Here is a 19,732-nt window from a genome sequence, read left to right on the forward strand (position 1 = left end):
CTTGGCAAATGAAAAGGTGGCGCGCACGGACGGGCCGCGCGCGCGATTGCCGAGATTATAGGCCAGCGGGGATGCCGGCCGGAGTTTCACCGCGAAAGTAGCAAGTAAGCAGACCCGTCAGAACTTCATTTCCAGGGTCGCGCGCGCCTGCGGCGAACTCGGCGAAATGCTGTTGCGCACGATGGTGCCGCTGGCATCCGCATATGTGGTGGTGCTTTCGAAGTCCTGCGCCAGCAAATTCGACACGGCCAGGCGCAGCTGGTTCTTCGCATCGAACTTCCACAGCGCATACATGTCGAGGTCGCGCCGCGGCGACGTGTAGGCACTCTGGCGCTCGGTGATGCGCACGGGGCCGCCATTGCGGAAGTTGAAGCTGCCGCCCGTCGTCAGCATGCCGTCCGGCGTCTTGTAGTCGAGACCGAAGTTGCCGCTGACGGGCGTTTGCTGGTCGAGACGGTTGCTTGGCCCCGGCACCTGTTCCACCTGCGACCAGTTGCGGCTGACACTTGCGCGCAGGTCGATGGCCGGCACGGGCGCGGCCAGCACGGCGCGCAGCGGGAACTTCGCTTCCAGTTCCAGTGTCTGTGTATTCGCGCGGCCATCGTTGACGGGCGTGGAGACCCAGCGCTCATTGATGACCAGCAAGCCCTGGCGCGTGTAGCCGTCGATGCGGCGGGCCGAGGCGCGCGCGCTGAGCAAGGCGCCTTCGGCCCAGTAGTGCTCGTACGAAACATCGATGCCCAGCGCCAGCTCCGGTTTCAGATACGGATTGCCCTCGCGGTCGGGGTCCGTCTGGCTATTGTTGGTCGAGGTATTGCGGCGCGGAATCAGGCTCGACGTGGGCTGCGCCTTGTAGGTGCGGGTCAGGGCCAGGCGCACCTGGTCGCCCTTGGTATCAGGCAACTTCCACAGGGTTTGCAGCAGCGGGCTCCACACGCTGGTGCGCTGCTGCACTTCTTCATAAGTGTCGCCCGCGCTGCGCGTATCGATGCCTTCCCAGCGCACACCCGCATACATCGACCAGCGCGGCGTGATTTCCCAGTCGTCCTGCACAAACAGGGCCAGGCGCGAAATGGTGGCGTCGAAACCTTCGTCGCTGTTGACGGGCGGACGCGCACCCGAGGCGCCCAGGGCCGCTTCGCGCTGCCGGCGCGTTTCCTCACGCTCGGTGTAGGCGCCATCCCAGCCCATCGACAGGGCGTGGCCGGGCAGCAAGGGCGTGGAATACTTGCCGGTGGAACTGACGCCGTTTTCCGTCGCTTTCACGCCCACCTTGCGCTCCAGCGCCAGGCCGCTGCCGTCGATAAAACCTTGCTGCAGGCTGTCGGAGGTATTGCGGGCGGCCGAGGCGCCCACTTTCAATTCCAGCCGGGCGCCGCCGACCAGCTTGTGCATCCACGTCAGGTCGCTGCGGCCGAAGGCATTGTGGTTGCCCGAGCTGCCCGTGTTGGTGTCGTAGTCGGGGCGCAAGCCCTGCTCCGTCTCGGCACGGCTGACATTGCGGTGATTCGAGCGTCCGCCATTGAAGAAGAATTGCGCCGTCACATTGTCGCCGTTGGCCAGTATCCAGTTCAGGCGCGGCGACAGATTGATGCCTTCCGGGCGGCCATCGCCCGTGCCGTTGGTAAGGCGCAGCAGGTTTTGCCGGCCATCGGGCGCGTAGCCCAGTTCCAGTCCCGGATTGTCATAATGGTAGTCGTAGCGGAACAGCGAGCCGGCCAGCGAGTAGGAGAAATTGCCATCGCGGTCGGACAGTTGCACGTTGACGCTGGGTGAAAAACTCACGTCGCTGCCCTGCACTCCCAGCTTGAGCTCGCGCTGCGCTGTTTTCACGGCCTTTTTCAGCACCACGTTGATGGTGCCGGCGATCGATTGCGTGCTGTATTCGGCGCTGGCCGCGTGCAAAATCTCGATGCGTTCGATGACGTCGGGCGACAGGGTATCGAGCGAAAAACCGGCCGGCGCCCGTTCCCCATTGAGCAAGATCTGCGTGTAGCCGCTACCCAGGCCGCGCATGCGGATTTCGCCGCCCGAGCGCCCGGCCGCGCCGGAAACAGTAATGCCGGGCAAGCGCTTGAGCACGTCGGTGACATTCGTGTCGCCATACTTGAGGATTTCCTCGCTGCCCACGACCATCTTGCTGGCCGTATCGTCGCGGCGCGGATCATAGCCGCCGCCCTTGACTTCCACGCTTTGCATGGGCTTTTCTGCCTTCAGCGGCGCAGCGGTGACAGCATCGGTGGCGGCGGGCGTTTCGGATTGCCGGGCCTGGGCATTCCAGGCAAACAGGACAGCGGAACAAACAACGGTAAGGCGAAGGCAACGGCGTGGCATCATGACCTGGCTAAAAAAGTTGGCTGAATAAAAATGGCTAAATGCTAAAAAACAGGCCGCTGTATTGTGCTGGAATTTTTTCCGAGTGGCACAGTTTCCTGAAAATATTCCCTATAGCAAATTAAATTCGGCGACAGGCTGTAGTACGCACCCTTGCATACGGTACATATCATTGCGCGCCACATCGCCGCTATAATGCGTTTTCGTCGATTCTCATCACCCCGTCAAAGGCTACCCATCGTGTCTGACCGTCTTGCCGTTTTGCCTCAATATCTGCTGCCCAAGGGAGCGTTGACCAATTTTGCCGGCCGGATCGCCGGTGCCAAGGGCGGCGCCATGACCACGCGTTTGATCCGCTGGTTCGTCGGCCGCTACAACGTCAACATGGATGAGGCGCTGGACCCGGACATCACGCACTACACGAGCTTTAACGACTTTTTCACGCGCGCGCTGCGCCCGGACGCCCGTCCGCTGGCCAAGGCCGACTACATCTGCCCCGTCGACGGCCGCATCAGCCAGTTCGGCAGCATCGACAAGGACCAGATCTTCCAGGCCAAGGGCCACAACTTCAGCACCACGGCCCTGGTGGGCGGCGATGCGGCCCTGGCGGCCCAGTTCGAACACGGCAGCTTCGCCAATCTGTACCTGAGCCCGCGCGACTATCATCGCATCCACATGCCGTGCGACGGCCGTTTGACGCGCATGATTTATGTTCCCGGTGAATTGTTTTCCGTCAATCCGACGACGGCGCGCGGCATTCCCGGCCTGTTCGCCCGCAACGAGCGCGTCGTCTGCGTGTTCGACACGGCCAACGGCCCCTTCGTCATGTGCCTGGTGGGCGCCACCATCGTCGGCAGCATGGCCACCGTCTGGCACGGCGTCGTCAACCCGCCCCGCACGGGCCAGGTGCGCGACTGGAGCTATGCCAACGACAATGTCGTGCTGAAACAGGGCGACGAGCTGGGCCGCTTCCTGCTCGGTTCCACCGTCGTCATGCTGTTCCCGAAAAGCACCGTGGACTTCAACGCCAACTGGCAACCGGCCGGCCCCGTACAGCTGGGTGAAGTCATGGGTAACGTGCCCAAGTAACTGACAAACGCGCCTGTTTAGACAGGCGCATCTGTCTGGTACATTTCCTCCATCAAGTCGAGAAACGCGCGCGTCTTGGCCGGCATCAAACGCCGGCCGGGAAACACGGCCCAGCCCGTGACCAGCGGAAAACTCCATTCCGGCAGCACGCGCACCAATTCCCCCTTCGCCACATAGGCCTTGGCGAAGCGATCCGTGCTGGCCGCGATGCCAACGCCCGTGCAGGCCATGCGCACCAGCAATTCCGGAGAATTGGCCAGCAGGCGCACGGGTAAATCGCGCTCCCACGTCGTCTTGCCACGGATCAATGTCCAATGCACGAGGCCATGCACGGCCCGTGGCAAGCTGAGCAAATCATGGCCGTACAGATCGTCCGGATGCTCGGGCAAGCCGTGCACGCTCGTGTATTGCGGCGAGGCATACAGCGCCAGCGTACTGAAGGCCACGCGGCGCGCGGCCAGGCTGGCGTCGTCGGGCAAGTTGCCCATGCGGATGGCCAGGTCAAAGTTTTCTTCCAATAAATCCACCCGGCGTGCCGACAAGTCCAGTTCCAGCGAAATGGCCGGATAGCGGCGCACGAATTCAGCCAGCACCTGGCGCATCAGCGCGTCGCCAAAGTCGGCCGGCATGGAAATGCGCAGCAAGCCGCTGGGTCCGGCCTGGCGGTGCTGGGCCAGCGCGCCGGCCGCCTCCGTTTCCTCGACCACCTTGCGCGCATGCTCGAGCAGGCTGGCGCCAAACTCCGTCAGCGCCAGCTTGCGCGTGGTGCGCAGCAGCAGCCGTTCGCCCAATTTCGCCTCCAGCAGCGAGATGCGCCGCGACAGGGTCGACTTGGGCAAGTCCACGCGCTGGGCGGCGCGCGAGAAACTGCCGCATTCGACGACGCGGGCGAACAGCAACAAATCTCCGGGATCGATATCCATGTGTCCTTATTGTTCCATCAGTGGATTAATGTTATCCATTTTAACGGCTTCCGCATCAATTTTGGAATTGCTATAGTTCATCCATCGCAAGACACCTCACCACGGAGAAAACAAGATGAACATCCTGCAAATCAATTCCAGCGCCCGCAGCACCGGTTCCGCCTCGACCCGCCTGGCTGACGCCATCGTTGCCCGCGTACAAGCCGCCAACCCTGTAGCCACCCTGGCGCGCCGCGACCTGGCTGCCCAACCGCACCCCGTGCTCGACGAGCCGACCCTGCAAGCGCTGTTCACGCCAGCGGACAAGCGCACGCCGGAGCAAGCGGCCCGCATCGCCCTGGACGACGCGCTGATTGCGCAAGTACAAGCAGCCGACGTCATCGTCATCGGCGCACCCATGTACAACTTCGGCATCACCGTGCAACTGAAAAGCTGGTTCGACGCGATTGCCCGCGCCAACGTCACCTTCAAATACACGGAAAACGGCCCCGTGGGCCTCTTGACCGGCAAGAAAGTCTACGTGGGCCTGTCCCGCGGCGGCTTGCACCGCGATAGCGCCAACGATAGCCAGGTGCCTTACCTGAACACCATGTTCGGTTTCCTGGGCCTGACCGAGGTGCAATACGTGTATTCGGAAGGCATGGGCATGGGCCCGGAAGCCGTTGCCAAGGCGCAGGCGCAAGCGGACGCCGAGATCAACGCGATCCTGGTGTAATCGCAGCAGTGAAAGGGGCGGCGCACTGGCGTCGTCCTGGCCTAGAGGAGAGAACAATGAGCGATACCACCACCGTCAACAAGCCACGCGCCGTCGAGCGCGTGATCGCCGGCCAGGCCGTCATGGATGGCGCCGGCGTGAAGATCAACCGCGTGCTGACGCAGCAATTGCAGCGCCGTCTCGACCCGTTTTTGATGCTCGACAACTTTGCCAGCGACCAGCCGAACGACTACATCGCCGGCTTCCCCGAGCATCCGCACCGCGGTTTCGAGACGGTCTCGTACATGATCACGGGACGCATGCGCCACAAGGACAGCGCCGGCCACGAAGGCTTGCTGACGTCGGGCGGCGTGCAATGGATGACGGCCGGCAGCGGCGTGATCCACTCGGAAATGCCGGAGCAGGAAGAAGGCGTGATGGAAGGTTTTCAGCTGTGGCTGAACTTGCCCGCGCGCGACAAGATGCGCACGCCGTGGTACCGCGATTTCACCAGCAGCGAAATCCCCCGCTACACGACGGACGCTTGTGTGACCGTGCAAGTAATCGCCGGCGCAAGCCATGGCGTGACGGGTGCCGTGCAGCGCGAACTGACGCAGCCGCTATACCTCGATATCGATTTACCGGCCGGCAGCAGCTTCGAGCAGCCATTGCCGCCAGGCCATAACGCCTTCCTGTACACGTTTCGTGGCGAAGTGCAGGTCGATGGCAAGGCCGTGCCCGCCCTGCGCATGGCCATCTTCGCCAACACGCCGGGCAGCGACGGCGTGCGCATCGAAGCCCCCGAAGGCGGCCGCGTGATCCTCGTCGCCGGCCAGCCCTTGAACGAACCCATCGCGCAATATGGCCCGTTTGTCATGAATACCCAGGCGGAAGTGTTCCAGGCCGTACAGGATTTCCGCGAAGGCAAGTTTGGCGAGACCACGGCACCAGCCGCATGAGGCCGGCACGGCACAGCACGGCCGCTTACAGCGCCTGGAACACGTGGCCGGCCCGTGTAGTGACGCTCGCCGTTGCCGCGCGTTTCAGCTGATTCGCGTTGCCTGCCACACGCCGGGCGCCGCGCGCCAAGCTGGCCGCCGGGGCCACTGCCGTGCTGGCGGCGCCCGGTGCGGCCAGCCTGAAGATGCTGACCACTTGCACCAGGCTGGCGGCCTGGTCCTGCAAGGATTCGGCCGCCGCCGTAGCTTCTTCCACCAGAGCCGCATTTCGTTGTGTCACGGTATCCATTTGCGTAATGGCTTGATTGATCTGCTCGATACCCGACGTCTGCTCCTGGCTGGCGGCCGTGATTTCGCTCATGACATCGGTCACGCGCTTGACGCTCTCGACAATTTCCTCCATCGTCGCGCCCGCCTGCTCGACCAGCTTGCTGCCGGTATCGACGGCATCGACGGAATGGGTGATCAATTCCTTGATTTCCCTGGCCGCGGCGGCCGACCGCTGCGCCAGATTGCGCACCTCGCTGGCTACTACGGCGAAACCGAGCCCCTGCTCGCCGGCCCGCGCCGCTTCCACGGCCGCGTTCAAGGCCAGGATATTCGTCTGAAATGCGATGCCATCGATGACGCCGATGATGTCGACGATCTTCTTCGCCGATTCGTTGATCGAGCCCATCGTGCCGACCACCTGCGCGACCACTTCGCCCCCCTTCAGCGCGACGTTCGATGCGGACAGCGCTAGCTGATTCGCCTGGCGCGCATTGTCCGCATTCTGCTTGACGGTGGAAGTCAGCTCCTCCATCGATGAAGCCGTTTCCTCGAGAGAACTGGCTTGCTCTTCAGTACGTGACGACAGGTCATGGTTGCCAGTGGCGATCTGCCCCGAGGCAGTGGCTATCGTATCGATGGACTCGCGTATTTCACCGACCGCCTGCGCCAGGTTTTGTTGCATGATCTGCATTGCATATAGCAAGCTGTGCTGGTCGCCTCTGTGCGTGGTCACCTGCACGGCCAGGTCGCCGGCCGCAATGCTGCGCACGATATGCGCCGCGTACTCCGGCTCGCCGCCCAGTTGGCGATAAATATTGCGGATCAGGAAAAACCCGATCATGGCGGCCAGCAGCGCACCGGCGGCAATGATCACGATGATGATCGTGCGCAAGGTGACATAGCGCGAGCTCGACTCTTCGTATTCCTTTTTCGCCTCGTCGACTTGCAGCTTGTGCAAAGCATTGATGCCTTCGCGCACGGCTGGAATCAGCGATTGCAGGTGCGCCTCGGCTTGCCTGGCGCCGTCAATCTTGCCTTCGCGCAAGGCGGAGACGGCGGGCAAAAGGCCTTCCTTGACCATTTTCTCGCGGTCGATGGCAAACTTATCGGCCAGTAGCCTCTCGTGCGGCGTCAGGTACGTCGCCATATAGGCATTCCATATCTTGTTAACCTCGACAATCGTCGTCTCTATCGTCTCAGCCTTGGCGTGGATTTTCGTGGCGATGGGGTCGAGCAGGGCCTCGGCCAGCTGCAGCCGGCTGCGCACCAGCAGGCTGTCGATGCGAGCGACTTGCTCCAAGGCCACGGTACGGTCTTCATAGGCTGTCTTCAAGCCCTCATTGGTCTTGTTCATCCCGTACAGGCCAAACAAGCCGATCACGATGGAAAGCAGCGACAAAAAACCGATCACGACGCTCAAATGCGCCTTCAATGTCATCTTCATTGTTGGATCTCCAGGTAGGTAAAGCAACTTTCATGCATTTCAGCTTGCCATGCCGCCAGGCGCCAATTTGGCTGGCATCGGCAATTCATTATGCAGGGAACCGTGCAGCCAAATCTCTTGCTTTGTCACCCGCCAGTTAGCGCCTCCTGGCGCGTGTTCGCGCCCGGCATCGCGCCATTTCCTTTACACTAGCGCAACACCCACCCACCAACTACTCCATGCACGAGACTACCAAACACGACGCCACCCATTTGCACGCCCACCTGAAAGGCGACGCCAAGCACACCCATTCGTTCGAGGGGCGCAGCCAGAGCATCCTCGCGTGGGCGCTGGGCCTGACCCTGTCGTTTGCGGGCATCGAGGTGGCGGCCGGCTTCCTGTCCAATTCGCTGGCCCTGATCTCCGACGCGGGCCACATGGTCACGGACGCGGCCGCGCTGGGCCTGGCACTGCTGGCGCAGCTCATCGCGCGCCGCCCTCCCTCGCCGCGCCATTCGTTCGGCTTTGGCCGCGCCGAAGCGCTGGCCGCCTTCGTCAACGGCCTGGCCATGCTGTGCGTGGTGGGCTGGATCTGCTATGAAGCCGCGCTGCGCTTTTCCGCGCCGCAACCGGTCAAGGGCGGCATGGTCTTCATCGTTGCCTTCATCGGCCTGGCGATCAACGTGGTAGTGGCGTGGGTCTTGTCGAAAGACAAGCAAAGCGTCAACACGCGCGCCGCTCTCGTGCACGTGATGGGCGATTTGCTCGGCTCGGTTGCCGCCATCATCGCCGGCGCCGTGATTTACTTCACGGGCTGGATGCAGATCGACCCACTGCTGTCCGTGCTGGTGTCGCTGCTGATCCTGAAATCCACCTTCGGGGTATTGAAAGAGTCTTACCACTTCCTGATGGAAGGCGTGCCCATGCATATCGATTACATCGCCGTGGGCGCTGACGTGGAACAAGTGGACGGCGTGATCGCCGTGCACGACCTGCATGTGTGGGACATGTCGCCGGGCCAGCCGGCCCTGATCGGCCACGTGGAAATCGAGCACCTCGACCATTGGCCGAAGGTCTTGCGGGCGATCAAGAAGATGTTACTCAGCAAGCACGGTATCGATCACATCACTCTGCAGCCGGAGACGGCCGCGATGGCTGGGTTGCATGCGGGTGACAAGACCCACTAGCAAGGCCTGGGGTCAGACCCTCGGCCACGCTAGCTCAACACTTTGCGTTAGCGGCCTTGGGGGTCTGACCCCGGCAGTTCATTGCGTCAACTGCGCCTTGCCTCCAGGACACCACTCACGTCCTTGATGACATTCAAGGCCTTCAATAGCTGCGCCGTCGAGCTGATCTCGGCCGTAAAGGTCATGCGGGCCTGGCCCTTGGCGCTTTGGGTGTTGACACCGATGACGTTGATCTTTTCGCGCGAGAAAATTTCGGAGATGTCGCGCAGCAAGCCCTGACGGTCGCCGGCCAGAATGAAAATGTCGACCGGATACACGGTGTCGTGCCCGCCCGTGCTGCCCCATTCCGTGAAGAGCACTCTTTCGGGCGACTTGGCGCGCATTTCCTCGAAATTTTTGCAGGTGGCGCGGTGAATCGAGACGCCCTTGCCGCGCGTCACAAAACCGACGATGCTATCGGGCGGCGCCGGCTTGCAGCACTTGGCCAAGACCGTCATCAAACCCTCGGTTCCCACCACCAGCACGCCGGACTTGGCGCCCTGCTCCACGCTGGATGCGCGGCTTTTGCCCACCAGCACGGCGTCTTCCGGCACCACCACTTCGCCATTGTCGTGCAGCGCCTGCTCCACGTGGCGCAGGCTGAATTCATCCTTGCCGACCGACAGGAACAGCTCGTCGACTTTCGCAAAGCCCAGCTTTTGCGCCAGCGCCTCGAGGTTGACGGCCGTCTTGCCTTCGCGCTGCAAGGATTTTTCCACCAGCGCACGGCCATGGGCCAGGGTTTCCTGCATGTCGATGGCGTGAAACCAGGCGCGAATCTTCGAGCGCGTGCGCGTGCTGACGGCGTAGCCGGCGCTGAGCCAGTCGCGCGACGGCCCGGCCGTGCCCGGCGCGCCCTTGGCCGTGATGATTTCGCAGGTCTGGCCGTTCTTCAACTGCGTATTCAGGGGCACCATGATGCCGTCGACCTTGGCGCCGCGGCAGCGGTGGCCCACGTCCGTATGCAGGTGATACGCAAAGTCGACGGGCGTCGCGCTCACGGGCAGTTCCAGCACCCGCGCCTGCGGCGTCATGACGAAGATGCGGTCGTCCAAGGTGGCCGATTTGAGCTTTTCCACCCATTCGCGCTGAATTTCTTCCTGGCCCACAACGGCGTCTGCCACTTCCGTCTTCCACGCCAGCAACTGGCGCAGCCAGGCGATCTTTTCGTCGTATTTCTGGCCGGCAAAGTTCGAGCCGCCCTCTTCCTTGTAGCGCCAGTGCGCGGCCACGCCGTATTCGGCGAAGCTGTGCATTTCATTGGTGCGGATTTGCACTTCCAGCGGGCGGCCATCCTCGGCCGTCACCACCGTGTGCAGCGACTGATATCCATTGGGTTTCGGGCGCGAAATGTAATCGTCGAATTCTTTCGGGATAGGGGTCCAGATATTGTGGACCACACCCAGTACCGTGTAGCAAGTTTTTACGTCGGAAACGATGACGCGGAAGGCGCGCACATCGTACAGGGACGTGAAATCGAGTTCCTTGCCGCGCATCTTGTTCCAGATGCTGTAAATGTGTTTCGGGCGGCCAAATACTTCCGCCTGGATACCGGCCGAAGCCAGCTCCGTTTGCAGGCGCAAAATTGCCGAGGAAACAAAGCCCTCGCGCATCATGCGCTTTTCTTCCAGCATCTTGGCGATGCGTTTATATGCTTCCGGTTCGATGAAGCGGAACGACAAATCTTCCAGTTCCCACTTCAGCTGCCAGATACCGAGGCGGTTGGCCAGCGGCGCGTACAAATCCAGGGTTTCCTTGCCGTATTCACGCGTCATTTCGTTGAACAGTTTTAGTTCGGCAAAGTAACGCAAGGTGGTCACGCAAGCGGCCAGGCGTACCAGCACGACGCGCATGTCGGAGGCCATTGCCAGCAGCATCTTGCGCAAGGTTTCCACCTGGGCCACGGCTTGCTGCGCCGCATTCTTGCCACGACCGGCAGCGCTGCCGTGCGGCGCCTGGGTCAGCGCGCGCAGGCGGATCAGCTGGCGCACGCCGGTTGCCAGGTCGCACACCTGCTTGCCGAAGCGCGGCTCGATGTCGGCCGCCGTATCCGGCTCCAGCAAGGTCAGCTCGAACATCAGGCCGGCAATGCGCGTTTCCGCATCGCTGCGCAGGAAAGCCAGGGTGGTGGCCACGCCGAGGGCGAAATCCAGCGCAGAGCGGCCGGCAAAGGTCTGCTTGTCGCCATACGCTTCGGTGGCATACGCGAACGCGTCCAGCACGCGTGCGCTGTCCGGCGCGCTCAAGCCCTCTACCAGTTGTTCCGATGTGGCGCTATTCGGGGCCGAGATGGAAACCATGTGATGCCTTATAAACTTAAAAACTAAATAACTGCATAAGCTAGCGCTCTGCAGCGATGATGACGATTTCAACCAGGCATGCCGGATTGGCCAGTTTCGCTTCCACCGTGGCGCGCGGCGGCGTGTGGCTTGACGCGACCCAGTCGTCCCACACCTCATTCATGCCGGCGAAATCCTTCATGTCGGCGATGTAGATCTGGCATGACAGGATGCAAGTCTTGTCGCTGCCCGCTTCCATCAGCAAACGGTCGACGTGGCCCAGCACTTCGCGCGTCTGGCCGACGATGCCCTGCGTGGTGTCTTCGGCGATCTGGCCAGCCAGGTAGATGGTGTTGTTATGTATCGCTACTTCGGAGAGGCGTTTGCCTACGTGCAGTCGTGTAATTTCCATGCTTTTACTTTCGGTTGTTTCAAAATCTGTATGGCGGTATTGCTTGTTGCCTTCTTACTTGCCCAGCAAAAACTTGCGTGCGATGGCGATCTGGTCGTCGTGGATAAAAGTGGGCGCATGGCCCACGCCGGCGATTTCCACCAGCTCCGCTTTCGGGCCACGGCCCAGCATCATTTGCGCCGTCGCATGCGACAGCAAATCGGATTCCGACCCGCGCACCAGCAAGGTGGGGCAGCGTACGGCATCATACGCGGCCCACAGCATGGCTTCGTCGCTGGCCGCCGATTCCGGCGTGGCCGAACGGAACGGCATGGCCAGTCCCATATCATAGTGGCGGCGCCAGTGACCATCCTTATCCTGGCGCAACACATCGACGGCCAGTTTATGCCATTCCGCGTCCGTGTGCGGGCCGAAGCTGGCGGACACGTCGCGCACGAACTTGGCGCCTTGTTCGAATGTCTCGAAACGCAAGTCCTGGCCGATGTAGTCGCCGATGCGCTGCAAGGCTTCCGGCGCCAGGGTCGGGCCGATATCGTTCAGCACCAGCTTGCTGATCGGGCTGTTGGGCAACGATGCCAGGCCCAGGCCGATCAAGCCGCCCATCGAGGTGCCGAACCAGTCCACCGTCTGGCGTTCGCCATAGGCCAGCACGCGCGCCAGCAGGGTCACCATGTCGCTCACATACTGCGGCACGCGGTAGAACTGGGGATTGGCCAGCCAGCCCGAGCGCCCGCGTCCCACCACGTCGGGGCAGATCACGCGGTAATCGCTGGCCATGGCGCGCGCCAGGTTGTCGAAGTCGTCCGCCACGCGCGTCACGCCGTGGGCGCAGACGAGCACGTTCGGATTGTCCGGTGCGCCCCATTCCTTGTAGGACATGGTGTGCAAGCCCGCGGGGGAAATGCACTGGACGGATTTGATGCTGGCTTCGATCATGCGATTCCTTTAACACCGGAGAAAACCTACTGCGCGTCGGTGTTTGCGGCCTGCGATGCTCACCGTACTTCAGTACGGTTGCGCTTCTCGGCCACAACTCCCTTCCGCTCGCTACGGTTTTATCCGGCGTCGTTATTTGGTAGTAAAAAACAAAGAAACCGGCGATTTGCCGGTTGCCTCGCGCGCGACGCTACGGCAGTGTAGCGCAGCGCGGGCAATGCTCCAAGCGCACGCATGAAATGCTGCGCCGCAGCACGCCCGCCATGGCGCAATACCCGATATAGCGAAAGTGCATATCTGCGGTTATCCACAATTGAGCGGGCGATCCAATGCGCGGATGATCGCATCCATCAACCCGCAAGAGGAGACCACTCGTGAAAAAACCGTTCTATAAAATCCTGTATGTGCAGGTGCTGTTCGCCATCGTGGCAGGCGTGCTGCTGGGGGTGTTCTACCCCTCGAACGCCGTCGACATGAAACCGCTGGGCGACGGCTTTATCAAACTGATCAAGATGATCATCGCCCCGGTGATCTTCTGTACCGTGGTCTCCGGCATTGCCGGCATGCAAGACGTCAAGAAGATCGGCCGCGTAGGCGGCAAGGCGCTGCTGTACTTCGAAGTGGTCTCCACCTTCGCGCTGGCCATCGGCCTGGTCGTTGCCAACCTGCTCAAACCGGGCGCCGGCTTCAACGCCGACCCGGCTCACCTCGATGCCAAGTCGATCGAGCAATACACGCATGCCCAGGGCATGACGACCACCGACTTCGTGATGAACATCATCCCGAAGACCTTCGTTGACGCCTTCGCCAAGGGCGACATCCTGCAAGTGCTGCTGATCGCCATCCTGTTCGGCTTTTCGCTGTCCCTGTTGGGCGAGCGCGGCCGTCCCGTCACCAAGCTGATCGACGAGCTGTCGCATGCCATCTTCGGCATGGTCAACATCATCATGAAAGTGGCACCGATCGGCGCGTTCGGCGCGATGGCCTTTACCATCGGCAAATACGGCCTGGCTTCGCTGATTCCGCTGGCTAAACTGATGGGTTCGTTCTACCTGACCTGCTTCCTGTTCGTCTTCGTCGTGCTGGGCCTGATCGCCAAGTACACGGGCTTCTCCATCGGCCGCTTCTTGCTGTACATCAAGGAAGAACTGCTGATCGTGCTCGGCACCAGCTCGTCGGAATCGGCCCTGCCGGCCTTGATGAAGAAACTCGAACGCCTGGGCTGCTCGAAACCGGTGGTCGGCCTGGTCGTGCCTACCGGCTACTCGTTCAACCTGGACGGCACCAATATCTACATGACCATGGCCGCACTGTTTGTTGCACAGGCAACCAACACCGAACTGACCATCTGGCAGGAACTGACCATCCTGGGCGTGGCGATGCTGACCTCGAAAGGCGCCTCCGGCATCACGGGCGCCGGCTTCATCACCCTGGCCGCCACGCTGGCCGTGGTGCCGACGATCCCCGTGGCCGGCATGGCGCTGATCCTGGGCATCGACCGCTTCATGAGCGAATGCCGCGCGCTGACCAATTTTGTGGGCAATGGCGTGGCCACCATCGTCGTGTCGAAATGGGAAAAAGAACTCGACATGGACAAGCTGCATAGCGAGCTGGCCCATCCCACTCACCCGGCCGACGACGCGTATATTGCCCCGGCCGTAAGTATCGTCAAGTAAGCGAGACGTCTTCCTGAAAAGCCCCGCAGATCACTCTGCGGGGCTTTTTTCATGCGCGCACTGCACTCATCATCAACACACAGTAAATCATGCATCAATATTTATCACGATGATCAATGAATCAAAAACCGTTACAGTACTATCATCTGTTCGCCGCCAGGCTCGCGCATAATGACATTGCGTTAATGCAAGCCTGACACCGAACCATCCACCTTTGAATGGAGTAGCTCATGTCCCTCACGCCCACCTTCTACGCCACCTGGAACCCACGCCTGCTGGGCCTGCTGCGCATCATCCTCGGCTTCCTCTTCCTGCAGCACGGCACCGCAAAACTGTTCGGCGCGCCGCACGTGGCCATGTTCGACGGCCTGCAACTGATGTCCGTGATGGGCGCGGCCGGCGTCATCGAACTGGTGGGCGGCAGCTTGCTGCTCGTCGGCCTGTTCACGCGCCCCGTCGCCTTCATCCTGTCGGGCCAGATGGCGGCCGCCTATTTCATGGCGCATGCACCTGCCGGCTTTTTGCCTATACTGAACGGCGGCGAGATGGCCGTGATGTACTGCTTCACCTTTCTATACTTCGCAGTTGCAGGCGCCGGCGCCTATAGCCTGGACGCATTGCGCGGCAAGGCTGTCGTATAAAAAAGGGCGGACATCGCTGTCCGCCCTGCTGTAATGCGACGATACGCCTGGCTTACACGGCGGAAACGTCCAGTTCCGCGCCTGTGGCCGCCTGCACCTGCTCCTTGGTCACGCCCGGCGCCAGCTCCACCAGCTTCAAGCCGTTTTCCGTCACGTCGATGACGCCCAGGTCGCTGATGATGACGTCGACCACGCCCACGCCCGTCAGCGGCAGGTCGCACTGCTTGAGCAGCTTGTGCGACGTCGTGCCATCCTTGGCCGTGGCCACGTGCTCCATCAGCACCACGACGCGCTTGACGCCGGCGACCAGGTCCATGGCGCCGCCCATGCCCTTGACCATCTTGCCTGGAATCATCCAGTTCGCCAGATCGCCCTTTTCCGACACTTGCATGGCGCCCAGGATGGCCAGGTTGATCTTGCCGCCGCGAATCATGCCAAACGAGTCAGCCGAGCTGAAGTAGGCGGCGCCCGGCAAGGCCGTCACCGTCTGCTTGCCGGCATTGATCAGATCAGCATCGACTTCATCGTCGGTGGGGAACGGGCCGATGCCCAGCAAGCCGTTTTCCGACTGCAAAAACACTTCCATATTGTCCGGCACATAGTTCGCCACCAGGGTCGGCAAGCCGATGCCCAGGTTCACATAAAAGCCATCCTGCAATTCCTTTGCCGCGCGCGCGGCCATTTGATCACGTGTCCAAGCCATTATCATCTCCCAATCTTGTATTTAGTCAGTGCGCACGGTGCGCTGCTCGATGCGTTTTTCCGGGTTCGCGTTGACCACGATGCGGTGCACGAAGATGCTGGGCGTATGCACCTGGTCCGGGTCGATCTCGCCCACTTCGACCAGTTTTTCCACTTCGACGATGGTGATCTTGCCGGCCATGGCCACGTTCGGATTGAAATTGCGCGCCGTCTTGCGATAAACCAAATTGCCGGCGCGGTCGGCCATGTAGGCTTTTACCAGCGACACATCGGCCACCAGGCTGCGTTCCATCACGTATTGTTCGCCGTCGAACTCGCGCAGTTCCTTGCCGTTGGCAACGATGGTGCCCACGCCGGTCTTGGTGAAGAAGGCGGGAATGCCGGCGCCGCCGGCGCGCAGTTTCTCGGCCAGCGTGCCTTGCGGCGTGAATTCCAGTTCCAGTTCGCCGGCCAGGTACTGGCGCGCGAATTCCTTGTTTTCACCCACATAGGAGGCGATCATTTTCTTGATCTGGCGCGTGGTCAAGAGCTGGCCCAGGCCGAAGCCGTCCACGCCGGCGTTGTTGGAGATGGCCGTCAGGCCCGTCACGCCCGAATCGCGCAAGGCGCCGATCAGCGCTTCGGGAATGCCGCACAGGCCAAAGCCGCCAACGGCGATGGTCTGGCCATCTTGGACGATACCGGCCAGGGCCGAGGCGGCGTCAGGATAAACTTTATTCATGGGTGTCCCTCTATCTTTTGTTAAGCTTGGTTCTTGAGTCCATGACTCAGGCAGCGACTCAGCATAAAATACGCGAGTGGAAAGTACAATACCGTAGAACTACCGGCGCCGTGCCAGCCATCCCCCCTGTGAGAGTGATACGTATCAGATGAACGCCGCGTCAGCCATCGATTATGAAAGCATCTTCCTGCACGCGCCCGTGGGCATGTGCATGTCGGAAAACCGTATCATGCGCAGCTGCAACGAGGCGCTGGCAGCCATGTTCGGCTATGCGCGCGCCCAGCTGGACGACCAGTCCTTCGAAGTACTCTACCCCACGCACGATGAATTCCTGCGCACGGGTGACCGCATCATCCCCATCATGAACGCCAAGGGCCGCTATTCGGACGAGCGCATCATGCGCCGCAGCAATGGAGAATTGTTCTGGTGCCACGTCACGGGCCACGCCATGCTGCCGGGCCAGCCACTGGGGGCCGGCATCTGGACGTTCGAGGATGTCAGCGAGAAACGCCCCGTGACGGCCCAGTTGACCCCGCGCGAGCGCGAAATCGCCGCCCTGCTGGTGGAAGGCAAGACCAGCAAGGTCATCGCCCGCCAGATCGACCTCAGCCCCCGCACGGTGGAAATGCACCGCGCCAAGCTGATGCGCAAGTTTGCGGCCGCCACGTCATCCGAGCTGGTGCACAAGCTGGTGGGACTGCAGCTGCAGCGTTAGAAGGTACTCATTCCACCGTCTGCAGAAATGATCGCGCCGTTGATAAAGTGCGAATCCTCGCCCGCCAGCAAGAGCAGCAGGCCGTCAAGGTCTTCCGGCTTGCCCGGGCGCTTGTTCGGCAGCATTTCGATCAGCTTCTTGCCCTGCTCGGTGGCGAAATAATCTTCATTGATCTCGGTGGAAATGTAGCCGGGGCAGATGGCGTTGGTGTTGATGCCGTACTTGCCCCACTCCACGGCCATGGCGCGCGTCATGTGCACCATGCCCGCCTTGCTCATGCAATACACGCCGATCTGCGGCAGCACTTGCAAGCCCGCCATCGAAGCGATATTGATGATGCGGTGCTGTTTTTTCGGGTCGCCCTTGGCGCGCGCAATCATGCGCTTGGCCGTTTGCTGGGCCACGAAGAACGATCCGCGCAGATTGGTGTCCATCACGAACGAGTAATCTTCGGGCGTGACGTCGACCAGGCGTTGCGTGGTGGAGACACCGGAATTGTTGACGAGGATATCGATGGGGCCCGCTTCCGTTTCCGCATGCGCGATGGCCGACTTGATGCTGGCGAAGTCGGTCACGTCGAGCGACACCACGTGCGCGGCGCCGCCATCCGCTTCGATTTCGGCGCGCAATTCCTTCAGGCGTTCGGTGCGGCGCGAGGCCAGCACGACCTGCGCGCCAGCCTGGGCCAGTACTTTCGCAAAACGCGCGCCGAGGCCGCTCGATGCGCCGGTAATCAGGGCAATCTTGCCCTCGAAATTGACTTCTATGCCCACGAGCTACTCCTGTTTTATTTTAGATAACACTTTACGCCGTGCCACTGGCACAGGGGCAAAATACCTTGCGTCGTACTTGAGCTAAGGTAAACGCCATCATTACACAAAATGGCCGGATTTAGATTGCGGCGAGGGGCAATGTCACGCAAAATGGCGCCAAAGTTGCAATCCTCGCCAAAAACAAGCACACTCGTGCTTAAATTTATTCGAAGATTCCTCACCCACCCATTTAGTGACTAACAATCGAGACCATGACACAGCCTAATAACTTAGTTGAACAGTACGGACCGCGCGAGACCATGGAGTATGACGTGGTGATCGTCGGCGGTGGCCCCGCAGGCTTGGCGGCGGCCATCCGCCTGAAGCAGCTGGCCGCTGAAAAGAGCCAGGAAGTGTCCGTCTGCGTGCTGGAAAAAGGCGGCGAACTGGGCGCGCATATCCTGTCCGGCGCCATCATGGACCCGAAAGCTTTGAGCGAACTGATTCCGAACTGGAAAGAACTGGGCGCGCCCCTGAACACCGAAGTGACGGAAGACCGCATCCTGTTCCTGACAGAAACCAAAGCCTATAAAACACCGAACTTCGCCGTGCCGGCCTGCTTTGAAAACCACGGCAACTACATCGTCTCGCTGGGCAATGTGGTGCGCTGGATGGGCCAGCAAGCGGAAAACCTGGGCGTGGAAATCTTCCCCGGCTTCCCTGCCGCGGAAATCCTCTACAACGACGACGGTTCCGTGAAAGGCGTGGCGACCGGCAATATGGGCGTCAAGCGCGATGGCGAACCGGGCCCCGACTTCCAGCTGGGCATGGAATTGCACGCCAAGTACACTCTGTTCGCCGAAGGCGCGCGCGGCCACCTGGGCAAGCAATTGATGGCCAAGTATGACCTGAACGCCGGCAAGGACCCGCAGTCCTACGGTATCGGCATCAAGGAATTGTGGGAAATCGACCCGGCCCAGCACAAGCCTGGCCTGGTCATCCACTCGAGCGGCTGGCCGCTGGACACGAAAACCTACGGCGGCTCCTTCCTGTACCACCTGGAAAACAACCAGGTGATGGTCGGTTATGTGGTGGGCCTCAATTACGAGAATCCCTACCTGTCGCCGTACGAGGAATTCCAACGCTATAAAACGCATCCGGAAATCCGCAAGTTCTTCGAAGGCGGCAAGCGCATCTCGTACGGCGCGCGCGCGATCGCGGCCGGCGGCCTGCAATCGTTGCCGAAACTGGTGTTTGCCGGCGGCGCGCTGATCGGCTGCGATGCGGGCTTTTTGAACATGAGCCGCATCAAGGGCAGCCACGCAGCCATCAAGAGCGGCATGCTGGCGGCGGACGCGGCCTTCGGCGCGCTGGGCGAACAGCGCCAGCACGACGAACTGACCAGCTACCCTGTCGCGTTCGAACAATCCTGGTTGCATGAAGAACTGCACGTGGCACGCAACGTCAAGCCATGGCTGTCGAAAGGTTTGTATCTGGGCAGCCTGATGACGGGCATCGACCAGTTGATCTTCCGCGGCAAGGCGCCGTGGACCTTGCACCACTCGCATGGCGACCACGAGTGCCTGAAACCGGCCGCCCAGTCGAAAAAGATCGTGTACCCGAAACCCGATGGCAAGCTGACTTTCGACAAGATGTCGTCCGTGTTCATCTCGAACACGAACCACGCGGAAGACCAGCCGATCCACCTGACGTTGAAGAACGCCAGCGTGCCCGTCGACGTCAACCTGGCCACGTATGCAGGTCCGGAAGCGCGTTACTGTCCCGCCGGCGTGTACGAGTTCGTGAAAAACGACGACGGCGCCGAACGCCTGCAGATCAATGCGCAGAACTGTGTGCACTGTAAAACCTGCGATATCAAGGACCCGACGCAGAACATCGTGTGGGTGACGCCGGAGGGTGGTGGCGGGCCGAATTATCCGAATATGTAAGCTTGCGGCTCGCATGCCGTTAAGCGGCAAT

The 19,732-nt window shown here is 61.2% G+C and carries 17 protein-coding genes; 8 read left to right on the forward strand and 9 right to left on the reverse strand.

What is annotated here, in order from left to right; genetic code table 11:
• Positions 1 to 117: 117 nt before the first annotated feature.
• On the reverse strand, positions 118 to 2,199 hold the full coding sequence (locus ACQ4WS_RS01285) for a TonB-dependent receptor plug domain-containing protein (protein ID WP_436472942.1): 2,082 nt from the start codon (positions 2,197 to 2,199) through the stop codon (positions 118 to 120).
• 375 nt (positions 2,200 to 2,574) lie between these two features.
• On the opposite strand from ACQ4WS_RS01285, the gene asd reads away from it, so the two are divergent.
• Positions 2,575 to 3,423, forward strand: coding sequence for an archaetidylserine decarboxylase (gene asd, locus ACQ4WS_RS01290; protein ID WP_436472944.1), 849 nt, complete (start codon positions 2,575 to 2,577; stop codon positions 3,421 to 3,423).
• A gap of 17 nt (positions 3,424 to 3,440) precedes the next feature.
• On the opposite strand, the gene ACQ4WS_RS01295 is transcribed toward asd, so the two are convergent.
• Positions 3,441 to 4,346, reverse strand: coding sequence for a LysR family transcriptional regulator (locus ACQ4WS_RS01295; protein WP_436472946.1), 906 nt, complete (start codon positions 4,344 to 4,346; stop codon positions 3,441 to 3,443).
• Between the two features lie 115 nt (positions 4,347 to 4,461).
• Between ACQ4WS_RS01295 and ACQ4WS_RS01300 the strand changes: the two genes are divergently transcribed.
• Positions 4,462 to 5,061: an FMN-dependent NADH-azoreductase gene (locus ACQ4WS_RS01300; protein WP_436472948.1), complete on the forward strand. Its 600-nt coding sequence runs from the start codon at positions 4,462 to 4,464 to the stop codon at positions 5,059 to 5,061.
• Positions 5,062 to 5,117: 56 nt separating this feature from the next.
• Complete coding sequence (locus ACQ4WS_RS01305; RefSeq protein ID WP_436472949.1) at positions 5,118 to 5,999, forward strand: pirin family protein; 882 nt, start codon at positions 5,118 to 5,120, stop codon at positions 5,997 to 5,999.
• Between the two features lie 25 nt (positions 6,000 to 6,024).
• On the opposite strand, the gene ACQ4WS_RS01310 is transcribed toward ACQ4WS_RS01305, so the two are convergent.
• Complete coding sequence (locus tag ACQ4WS_RS01310) at positions 6,025 to 7,713, reverse strand: methyl-accepting chemotaxis protein (RefSeq protein ID WP_436472950.1); 1,689 nt, start codon at positions 7,711 to 7,713, stop codon at positions 6,025 to 6,027.
• Positions 7,714 to 7,931: 218 nt separating this feature from the next.
• On the opposite strand from ACQ4WS_RS01310, the gene ACQ4WS_RS01315 reads away from it, so the two are divergent.
• Positions 7,932 to 8,879: a cation diffusion facilitator family transporter gene (locus ACQ4WS_RS01315; protein ID WP_436472951.1), complete on the forward strand. Its 948-nt coding sequence runs from the start codon at positions 7,932 to 7,934 to the stop codon at positions 8,877 to 8,879.
• A gap of 86 nt (positions 8,880 to 8,965) precedes the next feature.
• Here ACQ4WS_RS01315 and ACQ4WS_RS01320 read toward each other — a convergent pair whose 3' ends face one another.
• From ACQ4WS_RS01320 to ACQ4WS_RS01330, 3 genes are read right to left on the reverse strand one after another with little or no spacing between them, the layout of a single operon-like run.
• Positions 8,966 to 11,218, reverse strand: coding sequence for a RelA/SpoT family protein (locus tag ACQ4WS_RS01320; protein WP_436472952.1), 2,253 nt, complete (start codon positions 11,216 to 11,218; stop codon positions 8,966 to 8,968).
• Positions 11,219 to 11,258: 40 nt separating this feature from the next.
• Positions 11,259 to 11,609, reverse strand: a complete 351-nt coding sequence (locus ACQ4WS_RS01325) for a RidA family protein (protein WP_436472954.1) — start codon at positions 11,607 to 11,609, stop codon at positions 11,259 to 11,261.
• 54 nt (positions 11,610 to 11,663) lie between these two features.
• Complete coding sequence (locus ACQ4WS_RS01330; protein WP_436472956.1) at positions 11,664 to 12,545, reverse strand: alpha/beta fold hydrolase; 882 nt, start codon at positions 12,543 to 12,545, stop codon at positions 11,664 to 11,666.
• Between the two features lie 374 nt (positions 12,546 to 12,919).
• On the opposite strand from ACQ4WS_RS01330, the gene ACQ4WS_RS01335 reads away from it, so the two are divergent.
• Together ACQ4WS_RS01335 and ACQ4WS_RS01340 are read left to right on the forward strand one after the other, a co-directional pair.
• Positions 12,920 to 14,221, forward strand: a complete 1,302-nt coding sequence (locus tag ACQ4WS_RS01335) for a dicarboxylate/amino acid:cation symporter (RefSeq protein WP_436472958.1) — start codon at positions 12,920 to 12,922, stop codon at positions 14,219 to 14,221.
• A 230-nt stretch (positions 14,222 to 14,451) separates the two neighbouring features.
• A complete protein-coding gene (locus ACQ4WS_RS01340) occupies positions 14,452 to 14,862 on the forward strand; it encodes a DoxX family protein (RefSeq protein WP_436472960.1) in 411 nt (136 codons plus the stop codon).
• Between the two features lie 52 nt (positions 14,863 to 14,914).
• Here the strand turns inward: ACQ4WS_RS01340 and ACQ4WS_RS01345 are convergent, their stop codons facing one another.
• Positions 14,915 to 15,565: a CoA transferase subunit B gene (locus ACQ4WS_RS01345; protein WP_436472962.1), complete on the reverse strand. Its 651-nt coding sequence runs from the start codon at positions 15,563 to 15,565 to the stop codon at positions 14,915 to 14,917.
• 21 nt (positions 15,566 to 15,586) lie between these two features.
• Positions 15,587 to 16,285: a CoA transferase subunit A gene (locus ACQ4WS_RS01350; protein WP_436472963.1), complete on the reverse strand. Its 699-nt coding sequence runs from the start codon at positions 16,283 to 16,285 to the stop codon at positions 15,587 to 15,589.
• Between the two features lie 148 nt (positions 16,286 to 16,433).
• Between ACQ4WS_RS01350 and ACQ4WS_RS01355 the strand changes: the two genes are divergently transcribed.
• A complete protein-coding gene (locus ACQ4WS_RS01355; protein ID WP_436472964.1) occupies positions 16,434 to 17,000 on the forward strand; it encodes a LuxR C-terminal-related transcriptional regulator in 567 nt (188 codons plus the stop codon).
• On the opposite strand, the gene ACQ4WS_RS01360 is transcribed toward ACQ4WS_RS01355, so the two are convergent.
• Positions 16,997 to 17,773 carry an SDR family oxidoreductase gene (locus tag ACQ4WS_RS01360; RefSeq protein WP_034752351.1) on the reverse strand — a complete coding sequence of 259 codons (777 nt, stop codon included), beginning with the start codon at positions 17,771 to 17,773 and terminating at the stop codon, positions 16,997 to 16,999. The genes ACQ4WS_RS01355 and ACQ4WS_RS01360 overlap by 4 nt on opposite strands.
• 251 nt (positions 17,774 to 18,024) lie before the next feature.
• Between ACQ4WS_RS01360 and ACQ4WS_RS01365 the strand changes: the two genes are divergently transcribed.
• Positions 18,025 to 19,701: an electron transfer flavoprotein-ubiquinone oxidoreductase gene (locus tag ACQ4WS_RS01365; protein WP_436472966.1), complete on the forward strand. Its 1,677-nt coding sequence runs from the start codon at positions 18,025 to 18,027 to the stop codon at positions 19,699 to 19,701.
• The last annotated feature ends 31 nt before the right edge of the window (positions 19,702 to 19,732 follow it).

The sequence above is a fragment of the Janthinobacterium leeuwenhoeki genome, assembly GCF_051380795.1.
Lineage (GTDB): Bacteria > Pseudomonadota > Gammaproteobacteria > Burkholderiales > Burkholderiaceae_D > Janthinobacterium.